The following is a 15,784-nucleotide window of genomic DNA, read 5'->3' as shown; positions in this document are numbered from 1 at the left end:
TTCCGCTGCAGCGCCGCTATCGAGTGCGCGGCCTAGACGTTCCCCGGTGAGTCTGCTTTCACTCGCACCTCACGCCTACCGAACGAAGACGGACTGACATCGGGGTGTGGGAACAGCCGATCCTTGAGCGCAACGAAGTGCTTCTCCATCGCATGCCAACTAATCAGTGCTGCGATGAACGACATACAAAGGCATCCTGCGGAGAAAGCCACTTGCCACGGAATTTGACTTCCGAACAAGAGTTTAGGATCACCGAAAAGCTTAAGCGCCGCGTCACGGATGATCGGATGAACGATGTAAAGAGCGTAACTGTATTTACCCATTAGCATTAACGCTCGCGTCCTAAAAACCGAATTTCTACCAGCATGTCTTGCCGAATTGACAATCCCGGCCACAATGAAAGCCAATAGGGAGAACCCCACAGTGTATGTGAGAGGACTTGCTTCAGCGCGTGATCCCAGCACAATCAACACAGCGATAAACAATAGAAAAATTACAAATTGACATTTTAATAATATTAAAGATGGTCTCAAGAAATTTCGACGAGAATAAATTGCCAACAATGACCCAGTGATAAGTCCATCTATACGCCCCGGTGTAAATACATAAATTACTTCCGGATTTATGCCGCGCATACTCAAATAGACTCGAACACCAAGCGCGCACGCAAGCAAGCCAAAACATATATATATCAGTGCGAGTTCAGAAGTTAGGAGCACAATGAGAGGCCATATCAGATAGAATTGCTCCTCAATTGCCAACGACCACAGATGGCCAACTCCAGCACCAAAGAAGACACCGGAAATTGCTTGCTTCAGATTCGATACATAAAAAATGAACCATGGCCAAGCACCAAGCGCTGCCTGCAGTTTAGCGTGCTCTGCAACGTTGACTTTGGTGGAAATTAAAGGATAGAGTATAAGAAAAATAAACCCGAGATATAGGTAATAAAGCGGAAATATTCTCAACGACCTACGGCCGTAAAACGAAGATAGATAACCTTCTGAATTTTTGCTTTTAAGAAGAATTCCTGAAATTAGAAAACCCGATAGCGCAAAAAAAATGTCGACACCAATCCACCCAGTCATTGCGACTTTGTAAAAAATGACATCGATCGACGAACTAGATACGCGTTTTACATGCGCAAAATGATACAGCATAACCATTAGCACTGCGGTTCCGCGCACACCGTCCAGTGCTTCGACTTTTGATTCGCCTAGATACTTTCCCATGCTAAACCATTCGTATTTTCATTGTAAGGCGGACTCAGCGAGAAGCCATGATATACAGCCCGTCCACGTTAAGATAGACAATTCGGAGTTTTGAAGTCATCGGAGGACTCCGTCTATATCCCTCTGCTGCAACCCACACGAAAGTCGGATGAATCCAAATCAAAATAGATCTCGTAACTTTCCGCCGGTGACCTGTGACATAGTCAGAATTCGAGGTAAAAGCCCATGTCCGGATGGTGTCTGTCGCTGCGCACGCGCAGTCGGATAACCGGCTCACAGTGTCGACGACATCGCGGTTTTTTCGCGCGGACTGGCCCCGTATCGAATTCTCCTGCGCATCGGTTCCTCGAACCGACGGAATACCACAAGGCTAACGCTAACTGCGATGAGCAGCGCGACCCATCCGTTGTCACGCTGGAAACCAACAATATGGGCCAAGTGCGCAAGTGGCACATGAATCAGATACAGCGAGAAACTCGCCTCCCCAAGGGCTATCAACGGTCTGGTACTTAGCAATCCAATGACAGGGCGATCCAGAAAGGCGATTCCAAGTATTAACGCCGCGAAGAACGGAGATTCGAGATAGTAGGCAGGCTTGATGGGCTGAAACACCGCTAAAATCGCCAGTGCCGCGATAGCAATGCAAACAAGCACCATTCCCCGGCGATGTAGAGCTTGTCCCGTTGCCTGAGCACGGACGAGGTACAGCCCAGATCCGATACCCATGACGAATTCAGACGGATGCGTGAGAGGGAACTGCGAGATCACAAATCCTTTACGACCTGTAGGAAAATAGTGCGCCGCGAATGCTATCCAGATCCCTTGAAGCATCCAGGTTGCCGCGCAAATCAATGCGACTTTTCTGGTGGACTTCGCAGCGAGCTTACGCAGTAACCACGGAAAGACGGCATAGAAGAAAGCTTCACATGAAATGCTCCACGCTGGACCGTTCCATGGTTGATTTACTGACGCGATGGGGAACCAGCCCGTCAGTAAAAGAAGCTGTGCGACAAAACTTGCAAGAAGTGCCGCATACACGTGGTTCTTCAGTGAATACCAGCCGAGCAGTAACGCATCGTTCTCGGTACTCAAGAGATAGATCGTGACCACCATCGCAATGAGCAACGAAAGCAGCATCACCGGATAGATCCGAGCAAATCTGGCGACGTAGAATCGGGACACCCATCGCGCATTCAAACGCGTATGGTACGTGTAGGTCAGTATAAAACCCGAAAGTACAAAAAATAAAGATACGGCTGGGCGCCCGCCATCGACAAATGCGAGGAACGTACTAGGAAGATTCAATAGACCCAGCTGTGTGAAATGGGATAACGCCACCGTCATAGCCGCAATGAACCGAATGCTAGTTAGCGCTGGCAGCGTACCGCCCGACTGTGATTTTGATCGCACGTGTAAGAATCCTTTAGCCTGCCTAGACCACAGCATCCGGGAGTCGCGGAGTGTTGTCGCTTCCTGCGGGTCGCAAAGAACAAGCCGCAATTCATTCGGCAACCGTCTCCAATCAACGTCTCGCGTGTGTCGTTACCTCACACAAGAGAATACCCATAAGAGTTTTCCCGGGTCCGCCGAAAGATTGACCGATTCGGACGACCGTGCAAACGACACCGAGCGCCATGTGAGGTTCGAGATAATTTCGGTGGAAACATCGTTGATGAATGAAGGGCAGTCCCGAATGGGCCGCTCTCGCTGTCTCTTGCTGACGTGACTCAACTAGCGACAAGATACGAAAACCACCGTGGCGATAAACAGGTCCAAAAAAAGTATCCAACTATGAACGGACGGCAGGAAGGCGGCACTAACGCAGCGAACCTATGCTTTGAAGATGAAACGGCCGGCAGCCGCTATCGCACAGCGCCATCGATCTACTTACGCAAAGTTCTCCCTCAAGTAAGAACCGACCGCCCCCTCCCCCGATCACACAACATCTGAAATCTGACGTCGAGGCGCTCCATCACCGCCCGGCGCGACAACTCCGCTTCAGCGTAGGCGCGTGCAGCGATGCCAAGCTGGATTCGCTTATCCTTGTCGTCGGCCAGGTTTTCTATCGCCGCCACCAGCGCTTCAACATTCTCAGACGGAACCGTCACCCCTCGCGGAGACACCACCTCGAAGAGTTCCGTCCCTGTGCGAGCCATCGCGATGATGGAGCGGCCGCTTGCGAGCATGCCGGTCAGCTTCGAAGGCATAACCAGATCAGCCGCATCCCCGCGCTGTGGCAGGACATGAATGTCCGCCACATTGAGCAGATCGTTAAGATTCTCAAACGGCTGCAGGGAAAGAAATGTGCAGTTCGCAAGATGCTCGCATTGTTCAATAAGACTTCCTTTGCATGGTCCGTCGCCGCAAAGCACGAAATGAATGTCCTCTCTGTGTGCAAGAGCAGCAGCCGCCTGCGCCAACACCTCAATACCCTGCTTGGCACCCATGTTGCCGGAATACAGAACGACGATAGAGTCGTCGGGAATATTTAGCGCCGTCCGGTACAGACTTGGGCGTTCCAACGGAAAGATGACGTTCACATCGACCCAATTGGGCAATGCAAACAATCGCCGGGAATCCACACCCTTGTTGCGGCCGTGCTCGATCATTTTCGCGGAAATGGTCGATACGACGTCGAAGCGCCGCATCAACCAACTTTCTACACCCAACGCTAACTGCCTCAACAGCTTGCCTTTCAGCATCCCAAGTTCGAAAGCCGCATCGACTTCATAGTCCTGAATGTGAAGCCACGTGCGTGCCTTCGTCACCTTGCCGAACATCAAGGCAGCCGGAATGTTCATCAGACTCGGGGCAACGGCAATCACTATGTCGGGTCGCCAAAACAATTGTGCAAACACCGTCGGCAGACTCGCGACGGCAAAACTTGCGAGATGCAGGAGACGCTTCAGCCCGCTGGGACGACTCGGCACCCACACGGGTGCACGCTGGACGCGCACCGCTGCACGTTGCTCAGTGCGATAGCGCCAGGCCGAGTGACCGGCACCAATCTGCCACTCCGGGTAGTACGGCGGCGCACATACAACGCGCACCTCGTATCCCGCCTCGGCCAACGATTCCGCCATCTCGGCACTGTACTTTCCAATACCGGTTAGCTCCGGTGCATAGTTGAGACCATAGATCAGGACCTTTCTCGAAGGCCGCCGATCCGCGGTTTCCGGGCTGGACTGGACGAACGCGCGCTTCATGCTTTCGGCACCTTCAGACGCTCCCGCACCTTCAACACGATGAAATACTCGTAGATGGACTGCAACACCGCGTAAACGAATCCAGGACTTCCATCCAGGAACCCCCTTCGAACCCCGTATAGCACAAAGAATTTAACCAGCGGACGCAGTGGCAACTTGTAAAACAAGCCCTTTTGATGATAGCGGCGCACCTGAAAATCCTCAGCCAGCAGCGCCTTTGACAGTTTGAACTTCTCGCCCTTGCTAGCGTTGATCAGGAATTGATCGGCCTCGAGTGAGCTATACGAATTGTGCCGTGCCAGCCAGTGCGAGACACCTTTGCTAAACGGGTGATGGTCGAGATATCCGTCAATCCTGCCTGTCTTGCCATTGACCACCGTGACCGGATTCACCATCCTTTCGTACCGAATGTACGCCGGCTTGAAAAGGCGAACGTAGTAGGGCGACACCTGAACGTGTTTCAGCCACCGCTCGCTAAAGAAATCGCGCCGTTGCACTTCGAAGGCAACGCAGTAGGTCGATGTGGAGACTGTCTCGCGTACCGAGCGGGCCAGATCCTCGGTCACGCGCTCATCAGCGTCGATGTATAAAACCCAATCGTGCTTGAACTTGATGTTAGCTAGTCCCCAATTCTGGTGACTGGCCCAGTTATCAAATTCCCTCGACGTAATTTTCGCGCCGAGCAGCTTGGCAAGCTCAACCGTGCGGTCGGTACTGTGAGAGTCATACACATGAATGTCGTCGCACCATTCGATAACGCTCTCCAGGCAGCCTGGAAGATCCTTTTCTTCGTTCTTTGTCAGAATGAGAACCGAGACACCGCTCATTGCTTTTCTCCAGATCTAGTTCGAGTGGATATCTTTCTCGCAGGCATGCCTGCATACACTGTCCAGCTCTCGCGAAGACTACGGGTCACCACCGATCGTGTTCCCACCACAACACCCTCAGCGATCTCCGCGCCGGGACAAACAAACGCCTCTGCACAAATCCATGCTTCGCGCCCGATGGATATTGGCTGTGCTGTGAGCTGAAACATAGGATCGTTGAAATCATGGCTACCGGTGCACAGATGCGCACCCTGTGAGATCACGCAACGTTCCCCCAAAACAATCCTTTCCATGGAGTAAAGCGTGACGCCGTTGGCAACGCCTGCTAGGGCCCCAATCGAAAGATTCCAGGGAGCCCAGATCTTGACTCGCGGATAAATGTGCGCTCCCGCCCCGACTTGAGCGCCGAATGCTCTCAGAATTCCTCGACGCCACGCATGACAAGGGCGCGGTGTAGGGAGAAAAAAAAGCACATATACGATTCCCCATAGCGCGCGTGCCAGGCGATTTTTCAGCGAGAACGAAGGAGCAACCTTGGAATCCAAACCTTGCAAAATCATCGATCAAGCCTCTTGCTGAGCCGCCACGGGAGAGCAATATCTACCCGAGATGACAGGTGCTTCGAGCATTCTCTTGTGTATCAATTCATCCCTCAAGATCGCGAAGCGGCGTCTGATCAGACGGGCCGGAACGCCGCCGACCACGGTGAACGGTTCGACGTCACGCGTGACGACCGCTCCGGAAGCGACCACAGCGCCGTCACCAATGGTTGTTCCACAAAGAATGGTCGCGCCGGCACCAATCCATACGTCCTTGCCGATGTGGGTCGGGCGAAACACGGGTCTGCCGCTAAAAATGATCGGGACGCCTGGGATGTCGAAGATGTGGTCGTTGCCCACAATCTGCACGTCGGGCCCCAGCATCGAATACTTGTCGACGCGAACGCCTGGATTGAACCGGCAGCCGGGACCCACGTAGACATATTCGTCTGCGTGAAAATCTCGGCTGATATCTCCATATCCGCCAAACAGTACCGTTGGATGCACGTCGTTGAGCCTGAGCAGTTTCCGCCAGAACAATCTTCTGGCGCTGCGCATCGCGGCTCTAAGCTTGGCCTTCATACGCATCTCCATAGAGGGCTTGCATGTCGTTACCCTGCCCGGCCGCTTTGCCACGAATTGCATCCGAGAGCACTTCGCATTGTCTATAAGGGTTGTATATTTCGTCAATAATCCTGAAGCAATTTTCTCGCGTCTGGCGTCGGTCATGAAATACTTCTGGAATCGAGATCAGACACCTCGATAGATCAGCCACGTCGCCGTAGCGGAACAAAATTCCCGAGATACCGGGCGCGACCGCTTCCACTTCTGGCATTTGCCGGTCCATGTCGGAATGGCTAATGGCCGGTGTACCGAACATGAGCGAATGCATGGCGGTCAGGCCGATTTTTCCGGGTGATACGACAACATCGGAATTGAATATGTGGCCGGCCACTGCTTCCTCATCGTACAGCTCACCAACGAAGTCGATGTCCAGCTTCAACCGCCCGGCGATCGCCTTTAGCTTGCTCTCCGCGGGGCCGCTCCCGATCAACGTCAGCTTGAATCGCCACTCCGACGTTTCTTGAGCCAATGACACCGCATGCATCAATACGTCGTATGCGCACTTGTCAGTCAATCTGGACACACCGAGGATGCGGATTTCAGCGAGCTGTCGAGGCTCTTCTGGACGCGCTAACAACTCACGGCGTGTACGCAACTGGGATTGATAGTCAAGACTATTAAACCCTACATAGAGGTTCCTGGAGCGAAATCCAAAATTTTCGGCAATGCATTTAGCACGGTAGCCATACAGATATTGCGCATGTCCGAGCGAGAAGAAGATGCGCCTGATGTAGTTTTTCAAAGACCGATCGGCCGACAAGAATCCGTGCCCCCAAAAAAGCACGCGCTTTCCGGTGAAGCGCCCGATTGCCGCCGCCAGCCAGGTCGTAAAGAAATTCGGATTGGCGAGCAACACCAATACATCGAACTCGCTCGATAAGGATGCGTGTACCGCGGCCCACTGAAACGAGATGTCATTCACCACCTTGACCGCCGCCGGCCTGAAATCCGTGTCGGCTTCGAAACGCAACGAGGGGATGCCTTGGTAGCGCTCCACCGGGTCGCCAAAGAACGTCACGTCAAAGTCGTCCTGGCTGATCGCATCGATAACGCCCTTGCGGTAATGCGGGAAAAAGTGGTACACGATAGCAACGCGGAGGCGCCTATTCGCGCCGCCGTTCTTGCTCGATCGGTGCATTGTGCGCGATGAAGCGGCACGCCGGCCTCGTAACGCGCGCATCAGGCTAACGATAGTCACGCGTGCCCCTCCGTCCAATGAACGTGGCCGATCGCATCCATCACGTTGCACCCGAATTTTTTGGGGCTGTGCTGGAGCGCAAATTGGGCGAGCTGAGACGAGCCCTTAAGGGAATACACGATCGTCTCCAATTTTTCCCAGTCAAAGCACGGTCCTGGCGACGACGCGAGGAGAAAATCGTCCCATCGCAGGCCGAGTGAATTTTTCGCCCGATTGTGGTCGATAAGGCCGTAATTCGAAGTGATCACAGGCACACCAACTTGAGCCGACTGGATCAGCACGCCGCTCATTCCGCTAAAGTTCTCGTAACACAGCCACATCGCATCGGCTGCCGCGAATACCCATCCCTCTTCCAGCTCGGAGCAGAACCTGTTCATCACGACCACCTGTGACCGGCGTGCCCCTGCCTCCGACATAAAAGACTGGACCAGATGGGCCGCTTCGGCATCCTGTACGCCGGCGAGCACGAGCCTGAAGTGCGTGGGAAGGTCTGCCGCTGAAAACATGCTCAATAGCCGTGCGAGGCCTTTTCTCGGACTAAGGGAGCCATAGGACGCAATAACAAAGTGGTCTTCCTCCAACCCTAGTGCCTGTCGAGCCGTCTGCCTTTGCGCAGGTTTGCTGATGAACGAAACGTCCGGTACATATCTGATCTTGGGCGCCAATGCGGGCATGTTCTGCGTCACGTACTTCGGTAAGGGTTCATCTATCGTGGTAGCGAGTGTGAGTGCCCGAAGGCTCAGCAACCTTTGAAACAACACTCTATTGACGACATCCATCTTCCCTCGCGGCCCCGCGATACCGCACGCCTGATGATGAAACTTCGCGGCAAGGATCATGCCGCCGAAGGGTGTCGTGCCAAAAGGTGAGCCATACAGTCCGACGATCTTGTCGATGTAGTTGAGGTACGGGACATAGACGAAATCAACTGCGTTCGTCTTACGGTACTCGCGATAGGCCTGTTCGAAAGCGCGCAGGTAGGCGCGCTGCCCGAACAACAACTGAAGCTTTCCATAACGGGTTTCCCGTGAAATCTCCGGCATTTCCGTAATGTCCAGATCAGATCCCAAGGTCGATATCACACCTTGCGTCGCCGAATGAGCGAGCGCCGACGCTGTGGTCAGTAACGTGACTTTCCATCCACGCCGGAGCGCCTCTTCAGCGATCAGACTGACATACAGCACCATACGGTGCCCCGTTGCCTCGGGCTCGACTAGCAGCAGCCTCGTCATGTCACACCCTCCCGGGCTGTGCCGGCGCCAAATCGCGGGCGCGACGTGACGTCGCCGAATAGTGCGGCATAACGTTCCGCGACGTGCATGATCGAATAGGCGCTCAAATCGCGCTGGTGGCGAATCTTCGCCTCCGCGAGTACCTTTGTGATTGAAGCCCCATAATCTCGATGACTTGCTGGATCGACCGTCACAACACCAGAGAAACGTGTGGCGAACTCAAAGACGGGAATGGTCGAAGCGACAATCGGCACCCCGCTCGCGAGCGCCTCGATCATCGCGACACTGTGTGCCTCGCGCTCCGAAGGCATGACGTACACGTCCGCTGCGCAGAGCAACGCCGCAACGTCCGGCCGGCTCCCCAGAAATCGTACTTTGCCGGACAAACGGTGCTGCTCGACCAATCGCTTCAGCGCGTCGCCGTAGGATGGGTCTTCCGTCAATCCTGCCAGCCACAATTCGACGGACTGGCCCGCGCGCAACATGTCTTTCAGCGCCAGCAGGCTGGCGGCCTGATTCTTCACCGGCGACAGACGCCCGACTTGAAGCACCACTGACACACTATCGTCAACCTTGAATTCGGCCCGCAGCCGGCGCTTGACGTTTTCATCGAATGCGAAACGGTCAAGTTCAGTGCCGTTTGGGATCGTCAGAAGCCGGCGAGGCACGCCACACCGCAAACGGTAATTGTTTGCGGCTGTCTCGGTGACGGTGACCACGGCCGCCGCGTCCCGCTTGAGAATGCGCTCACTCAGCCTGAGAAGGCCGCCTGCGTAGTCATCGTTGGTGGCCGCATGCATGACGGTAACGACTGGAATAGCCGATGGCGTCAGTTTCATAGCAAGGCGTGCGTATGCCGCCGGGATGACCGAGTGCGCAACAATGACGTCTGGACGAAAATCGCGCAGTGTCGCGCGGATAAAGCGAAGCCGTCCCAAGCGCCCTAGCATTCGTGCAGGCGACGCGCACCAGACGCCCTTCTCTTCCAGATTCGACCAAACCGGCCGGAAGGCGGCCTCGCACGGGTTGATCCCCACGACGCCGGCGACACCGACTTTCGCGGTCGTGTGCACCTCCGCCAGCGTTGCCGCGAGCATTTCGGCTCCGGAATGCCGTGGCGTGAGCACCACGTGCATGATGCGCATAACGTTCTCTCTCTAGACAGTCAGTGAAATTCCGGCCCGCAGCCGTTGTAGAGGCAACACCAAAGCGACCGCACAGACGAACCCGAGTCCAACGGCGTGATACGGAAGCGTCGAGAACACTTGACCCAGGATCACGACCAACGTCGCAACCGGCACGCCCACAGTGGCGAGTGGAAGCAACTGCCGAATCTGGTCACGGTCTTCCGACACAACGTCCCAGAGCATCAACGCTGCGCAGACAAACACCGAAATCGTAGCGGCGAACGCGACACCGATTGGGCCGAGCCACGGCACCAGAATCGCCGACGAAATCAGCAGGCACACCAACTGCAGCACCGTCCCGCGAGTCACCCGGCTCGGCCTGCCTGTGCCACGCAGGTAGGAAGTCAGCAAGCCGACCAGTACGCCGGCCGCCATCAGATAAACGAAGATGCGGAAAAACGGCACAGCGCCGCTCCACTGCCTACCTAGCGCCAGTTGGATGATGTCGCGCGCGGCGACACAGAGAAACGTCGCGACCACGAGCGCGATCGTCCCCAGTTGACTGAACAGCGCCAATGCATAATGCGCGGCGCGGCTTTTGTCCTGACGTGCCAGTTCGGAAAAGTTCGGAAAGAGGTACTGACTCATCGCAATGCCAAAATCGGCCACGCCGAATTGCGCGAGGCGACTTGCGGTCTGGTACAGACCCAAAGTCTGCACACCGAATGTCTTGACTGTGATGATCCGGTCCAACTGATTGACAATCACGGTGAGCAAGCTGCTGGCCCAAACCCAGCGACCAAACTCCATGACCTCGCCCAGTGGCTTGGTGTCGAAGTTCAACCGGGGCCTTGTCTTGAACACAATGTGCGACGCAATGGCCTTAAGAAACTCCGACAACGGCAACGCCGCGAGCACCCAGATCACCTCGCGATAGGTCAGCGCCGCGACGGCGGACATCACGAAATCGGCCATGACGAAGGTGCTCGTCAACAACGCGACAGTACGAAACCGCCGTTCTCGCTGCGCAATGACGACGCGCATACTGGCGATGCACCTCGCGAACGGCACCAGCGCGACCATCTGCAAAACAGTGGTGCCCTCCGGGATATTCATTAACCGCGCAATCAGGCCAGAGGTGGCGAACAAGAAAACCGTCAGCAACAAGCCCCGCAGCGCAGTCGCAGTCCACAGTGCGTCAAGGCCGCGCTGATCCAGCAGTTCCCGCCGCTGGATCAGCGCATGGCTCATCCCCATTTCGGTCAACGACTCCACTATCGACAAGGCCATCAGGCAAGCCGCGATCAGACCGATCGATTGCGGCCCCAGCAGTCGCGCAAGCAGGAAGAACTTGAACGCCACCAGCAGGCGCGACACGGCCTGTTGTGCAAAGACCCACGTCACGCTGCTTTCGTCGAATCGCATCATTTTCATCGGTTGCCGGGTGCGCTTAGGCCCGTTCCAAGACTTGCGTTTCGTAGCGCTGCAAGAAGTCCTCGTAGGTAGCGGCCAACCCTTCTTGCAGGCCGATCTTCGCGCGCCAGCCGAGCTCCGCCAGCTTGCTGACGTCGAGCAGCTTTTGCGGCGTGCCGTCAGGCTTGTTGACGTCGAACTCGATGCCGCCGTCAAAGCCAACCGCGTGCATCGCGGCACGGGCCAGTTCCTCAATCGTGACGTCCGCGCCGCAGCCAACGTTGTACCAACCGCCCCAAATCCCACGCTCGAGCATAAATACAGCCGCATCCGCCATGTCGTCGACGTGCAGGAATTCCCGGCGCGCGCGGCCTGTTCCCCACACCGAGAGACTGTCCGCACCGCTCACCTTCGCTTCATGAGCCTTGCGCAGCAACGCCGGCAACACATGACTGGTCTTCAGGTCGTAGTTGTCGTTCGGTCCATAGAGGTTGGTCGGCATCAGCGAGACATATTGCGTGCCGAACTGGCGATTGAAAGCCTCGCAAAGCTTGATGCCCGCGATCTTTGCAATGGCGTAAGGCTCATTGGTGCCCTCCAGAGGGCCGGTCAGCAGGTAGTCCTCCTTGATCGGTTGCGGCGCCTCCCGCGGATAAATGCATGAGGAGCCGAGAAACACCAGCCGCTGAATGCCCGCACGAAAAGCCGAATGAATCACGTTGGCTTCGATGATCAGGTTCAGATACAGGAAGTCCGCAGGATAGGTATCGTTAGCCAGGATGCCGCCCACCTTGGCGGCAGCCAGTATGACCACATCGATCGCCTCGTCGCGGAAGAATCGCTCGACGGCTGCCTGGTCGGTCAGGTCGAGTTCGGCGCGGCTGCGCGTCACCACATTGCCGTAGCCTCGTGAAGCGAGATTGCGTAGCAATGCCGAGCCGGCCATCCCGCGGTGTCCGGCGACGAAGATTCGAGCGTTCTTGTCCATGGTGTTTACTCGTTGTACTCAAACGTCTTGAAACCCGCGAGCGTCACCAACGCATCCCGCTTCGCGACCTGGTAGTCAGCCCGCACCATTTCCTTGACCAGCGATTCGAACGAAGTAACTGGCTTCCAGCCCAACTTTTCGTGCGCCTTGGTGGGATCGCCCAATAGCGTTTCCACTTCGGCCGGGCGGAAGTAGCGCGGATCGACGCGCACAATCACGTCGCCCAGCGCAACTTTCGCTTCGCCACCTACGACGCGCTCGACAATACCCACCTCGTCGACGCCCGATCCTTCAAAACGCAAATGGATGCCCAATTCAGCAGCGGCTTGCTCAACGAACTGGCGCACGCTGTACTGCACGCCCGTGGCAATAACAAAGTCTTCGGGCTGTTCCTGTTGCAGCATCAACCATTGCATCTCGACGTAATCGCGCGCGTGACCCCAGTCCCGCAGAGCAGACATGTTGCCGAGGTACAGACACTCCTGCAGGCCTGTTGCAATGCGGGAGATCGCTCGTGTGATCTTGCGTGTCACAAAAGTCTCGCCGCGCACCGGCGACTCGTGATTGAACAGGATGCCGTTGCACGCGTAGATGCCATACGCTTCGCGGTAGTTGACGGTGATCCAGTAGGCATACAACTTCGCCACCGCGTACGGGCTTCGTGGGTAGAAAGGAGTGGTTTCCTTTTGCGGGATCTCCTGTACCAATCCGTAGAGTTCAGACGTCGAGGCCTGATAGAAGCGTGTCTTCTTTTCGAGGCCGAGAATCCTGATAGCTTCAAGGATGCGCAGCGCGCCGATGCCGTCCGCGTTCGCCGTATACTCCGGCTCTTCGAACGAGACGGCGACGTGGCTTTGTGCCCCGAGGTTATAAATCTCGTCAGGCTGCGCGCGTTGAATGATCCGCACGAGGCTGGTCGAGTCGGTCAGATCGCCGTGGTGCAGGATGAAGCGGCGATCGGACGCATGCGGGTCCTGATACAGATGATCGATTCGTTCCGTATTGAACAGCGACGAACGGCGTTTGATGCCGTGAACTTCATAGCCCTTGCTCAACAGTAATTCGGCAAGGTACGAACCGTCCTGACCTGTGACGCCGGTAATCAGGGCAACTTTGTGACTCATGGTGTGATGCTCCTCGTAATCGATGCGCCGGAACCATCCTCGCGCCTTGCTCGGGTATCGTGACGCTTATTCCGCACTGCTTTCGTAGCCGTAGTAATACGTGCCATAGCCAAGACGCCTTTGCGGCACATCGGTAAACAGCACGCCCTTGAGGGCGACACCGACATTGCGCAGACGGTTGGCAGACTCCAGAATTTCCGGCATGGGGTGGCGGCCATGACGCACCACCAGTAAGGTCGTGCCGGCGTGCTTACCGATCAGCGCCGCATCGGTCACGGCCAACAACGGCGGCGTGTCGACAATGACGATGTCGTAGAGACTCGATACGTGCTCGAGCATCGTCTTGAAGCGCTCGCTCATCAGCAGTTCGGCCGGATTCGGCGGCAATGAGCCCTTCGGCAGGACGTCGAGGTTCGGCAGCACTTCACGCAGGACCGCACGGGTGATGTCCAATCCCGCGATGACATCCGAAAGCCCCGGGTGTCTCGACACACCAAAATAGCTGTGCAAATCGCCACGCCGCATGTCCGCATCGATCAACAAGATGCGCTTGCCGCCGCTCGCGAGTACCGCCGCCAGATTCACCGACATAAAGGATTTCCCGACCTCAGGACGAGGACCGGTAATGACGATCACGTTATTGGCTGCGTCGAGCAGGCCGAACTGCAGCGCGGTACGCAGACTCCGAATCCCTTCAATGGCCACATCGTGCGACGCGATCGAGGCAAGCACGTGATGACCGTCGCGACCCCGTCGCATGCCTTGACGCAAACGCACCTGCGTCTCGCTGTGTGGCACGGCTGCGTAAACCGGCAGGCCAAGCGCCTGTTCGATCTCCTCGCTGTTTTCCACGCCGCCGAACAGCGCGCTCTTGACGAATGCCGCCACCGTTCCCGCAATGAGTCCCAACACCGCTGCCAGCACGATCACGAGCGCCCGCTTCGGCTTGACCGGCACCTCGCCCGCAACGGCGTAGTCAACCACGCGGACATTGCCGACCTGACCCGCCTTGACGATCTTCAACTGCTGCGCGCTGTCCAGCAGGTTCGTGTACAACTCCGTGTTGACGCGCACATCACGCAGTAGGCGCAGGGCGGACTGTTCCGTGTCCGGCAAAGTCGAGACGCGCTTGTTCAACTGACTCTGTTGCGCTTCGAGCGAGGCGATCTGCGCATCCAGTGCTACAACACCCGGGTGTGATGGCGTAAAACGCTGCGTCATCTCGATCTGCTGTTGCTGCAGATCGACGAGTTTGGTTTTGCTGTCGACAATCTGTTGCAGCAGAAGACGGCTTTCCTCGGTCAGATCGACCGTTCCCTTCTGGTTGCGAAATGCGTTATAGCGATCCTCCGCCTGATCGAGCTGTTTGCGAAGCTGCGGCAATTGCTGGTCCAGAAAGCTGAGTGTGTGCTCCGCTTCGGCAGACTTACGGTCGATGTTCTGCTGGACATAAGTCGCTGCAATCGTATTGATGACCTCGGCGGTGCGCTTGCTGTCCGCGCCGTCGAGCGAGACGCCGATCACCCCGGACTGCTTGGTTTTCTCGGCGATGACGAGTGCATCCTGCAACTGATCGATTGTGAGGAGCGTGGAAGCCCGAGTCAGAAAGAATTGCGTGCCCAGTCGCGCGTCAAGATGTGAAACCTGCAATTCAACTGGACCCGCTGATTCGCCGCCTCGGGCGACGCTGCCAACCTGTCCGTGAAGAACAACGTCGCCGTCAGGATCGACCAGATCGAATTTGTCACCGCCGCGCGCCACCAACGTGTACCTCGCGTCATATCGGTCACGCGGCACATTGAAGAGCGATACTTCGATCTTCTCGCCGCCCCACGCGAAACGCCCAAGGCCAAACAGAGGCGGTTCCAATTTTTTGTCCCCCGCACGCCGCGCCAGCACGGCGCCGATGAGCGGGAAATAGCGCGGCTGCGCGCTGATATCGAGGTGCAGTGATTGCACTGTCTGGCCGACCACGAGCCGCGATCGGATCAACTCGATCTCCGCGTCGGCCGTCTGCTTGGTGTCGAAGATCGACGCCAGTTCGCCCAGTGCGTCCTTGGTTGAATTTGCACTATCTTCAACCTGGATCATCGCGTCCGCGCGATACACCGGCCTTGCGATAAACGCATAGAGAGTTCCGATTAACAGCACAGACGCTGCGACGGCAACAATCAGCTTCCAACTCTCCGCGATAACTGAAAGGTAGTCGGAGAGATGTATTTCATCGCCATTCGACGAATCGATGAATCGATTTTGGTTTACGGATGCCATAGA

Annotated in this window: 12 protein-coding genes; all 12 read right to left on the bottom strand. The window is 56.2% G+C overall.

All coding sequences use genetic code 11. From position 1 onward, the window contains the following. Nucleotides 1-32 precede the first annotated feature (32 nt). The 12 genes from AC07WT_RS23780 to AC07WT_RS23725 all read right to left on the bottom strand — a co-directional run bounded on the left by AC07WT_RS23780 (nucleotide 33) and on the right by AC07WT_RS23725 (nucleotide 15,781). Nucleotides 33-1,232 (bottom strand): acyltransferase family protein, encoded by a 1,200-nt coding sequence (locus AC07WT_RS23780; protein WP_494948829.1) that lies wholly within the window; start codon nucleotides 1,230-1,232, stop codon nucleotides 33-35. 273 nt (nucleotides 1,233-1,505) lie between these two features. Next, a complete protein-coding gene (locus tag AC07WT_RS23775) occupies nucleotides 1,506-2,678 on the bottom strand; it encodes an acyltransferase family protein (protein WP_494951020.1) in 1,173 nt (390 codons plus the stop codon). Nucleotides 2,679-3,136: 458 nt separating this feature from the next. Beyond that, nucleotides 3,137-4,438, bottom strand: a complete 1,302-nt coding sequence (locus tag AC07WT_RS23770; protein WP_494948828.1) for a glycosyltransferase WbuB — start codon at nucleotides 4,436-4,438, stop codon at nucleotides 3,137-3,139. Continuing rightward, nucleotides 4,435-5,265 (bottom strand): glycosyltransferase family 2 protein, encoded by an 831-nt coding sequence (locus tag AC07WT_RS23765; RefSeq protein WP_494948827.1) that lies wholly within the window; start codon nucleotides 5,263-5,265, stop codon nucleotides 4,435-4,437. Before AC07WT_RS23765 ends, AC07WT_RS23770 begins: the two co-directional genes overlap by 4 nt. 563 nt (nucleotides 5,266-5,828) lie before the next feature. Beyond that, nucleotides 5,829-6,386: an acyltransferase gene (locus tag AC07WT_RS23760; RefSeq protein WP_494948826.1), complete on the bottom strand. Its 558-nt coding sequence runs from the start codon at nucleotides 6,384-6,386 to the stop codon at nucleotides 5,829-5,831. Beyond that, nucleotides 6,370-7,626, bottom strand: a complete 1,257-nt coding sequence (locus AC07WT_RS23755; protein WP_494948825.1) for a glycosyltransferase — start codon at nucleotides 7,624-7,626, stop codon at nucleotides 6,370-6,372. The genes AC07WT_RS23760 and AC07WT_RS23755 overlap by 17 nt, the downstream gene beginning before the upstream one ends. Next, nucleotides 7,623-8,858, bottom strand: coding sequence for a glycosyltransferase (locus AC07WT_RS23750; RefSeq protein ID WP_494948824.1), 1,236 nt, complete (start codon nucleotides 8,856-8,858; stop codon nucleotides 7,623-7,625). The genes AC07WT_RS23755 and AC07WT_RS23750 overlap by 4 nt, the downstream gene beginning before the upstream one ends. Further along, entirely contained in the window at nucleotides 8,855-10,003 is a 1,149-nt protein-coding gene (locus tag AC07WT_RS23745; protein WP_494948823.1) for a glycosyltransferase family 4 protein, read from the bottom strand. The genes AC07WT_RS23750 and AC07WT_RS23745 overlap by 4 nt, the downstream gene beginning before the upstream one ends. A 12-nt stretch (nucleotides 10,004-10,015) precedes the next feature. Further along, complete coding sequence (locus AC07WT_RS23740) at nucleotides 10,016-11,419, bottom strand: oligosaccharide flippase family protein (RefSeq protein WP_494948822.1); 1,404 nt, start codon at nucleotides 11,417-11,419, stop codon at nucleotides 10,016-10,018. Between the two features lie 16 nt (nucleotides 11,420-11,435). Then, on the bottom strand, nucleotides 11,436-12,386 hold the full coding sequence (locus tag AC07WT_RS23735; RefSeq protein WP_494948821.1) for a GDP-L-fucose synthase family protein: 951 nt from the start codon (nucleotides 12,384-12,386) through the stop codon (nucleotides 11,436-11,438). A 5-nt stretch (nucleotides 12,387-12,391) separates the two neighbouring features. After that, on the bottom strand, nucleotides 12,392-13,510 hold the full coding sequence (gene gmd, locus AC07WT_RS23730; RefSeq protein ID WP_494948820.1) for a GDP-mannose 4,6-dehydratase: 1,119 nt from the start codon (nucleotides 13,508-13,510) through the stop codon (nucleotides 12,392-12,394). A 66-nt stretch (nucleotides 13,511-13,576) separates the two neighbouring features. Then, nucleotides 13,577-15,781, bottom strand: a complete 2,205-nt coding sequence (locus AC07WT_RS23725; RefSeq protein ID WP_494948819.1) for a polysaccharide biosynthesis tyrosine autokinase — start codon at nucleotides 15,779-15,781, stop codon at nucleotides 13,577-13,579. Nucleotides 15,782-15,784: the final 3 nt, after the last annotated feature.

It is taken from the genome of Paraburkholderia sp. GW821-FHT02A12, assembly GCF_059422005.1.
Note: the sequence above shows the minus strand (reverse complement) of the source record. Positions and strands in the feature narration are given on the sequence as shown.

Bases quoted from the DNA above. Each gene is read 5' to 3' on its own strand.
- AC07WT_RS23780 (WP_494948829.1), bottom strand. From the start codon at position 1,232: ATGGGAAAGTATCTAGGCGAATCAAAAGTCGAAGCACTGGACGGTGTG.
- AC07WT_RS23775 (WP_494951020.1), bottom strand. From the start codon at position 2,678: ATGCTGTGGTCTAGGCAGGCTAAAGGATTCTTACACGTGCGATCAAAA.
- AC07WT_RS23770 (WP_494948828.1), bottom strand. From the start codon at position 4,438: ATGAAGCGCGCGTTCGTCCAGTCCAGCCCGGAAACCGCGGATCGGCGG.
- AC07WT_RS23765 (WP_494948827.1), bottom strand. From the start codon at position 5,265: ATGAGCGGTGTCTCGGTTCTCATTCTGACAAAGAACGAAGAAAAGGAT.
- AC07WT_RS23760 (WP_494948826.1), bottom strand. From the start codon at position 6,386: ATGAAGGCCAAGCTTAGAGCCGCGATGCGCAGCGCCAGAAGATTGTTC.
- AC07WT_RS23750 (WP_494948824.1), bottom strand. From the start codon at position 8,858: ATGACGAGGCTGCTGCTAGTCGAGCCCGAGGCAACGGGGCACCGTATG.
- AC07WT_RS23745 (WP_494948823.1), bottom strand. From the start codon at position 10,003: ATGCGCATCATGCACGTGGTGCTCACGCCACGGCATTCCGGAGCCGAA.
- AC07WT_RS23740 (WP_494948822.1), bottom strand. From the start codon at position 11,419: ATGAAAATGATGCGATTCGACGAAAGCAGCGTGACGTGGGTCTTTGCA.
- AC07WT_RS23735 (WP_494948821.1), bottom strand. From the start codon at position 12,386: ATGGACAAGAACGCTCGAATCTTCGTCGCCGGACACCGCGGGATGGCC.
- gmd (WP_494948820.1), bottom strand. From the start codon at position 13,510: ATGAGTCACAAAGTTGCCCTGATTACCGGCGTCACAGGTCAGGACGGT.
- AC07WT_RS23725 (WP_494948819.1), bottom strand. From the start codon at position 15,781: ATGGCATCCGTAAACCAAAATCGATTCATCGATTCGTCGAATGGCGAT.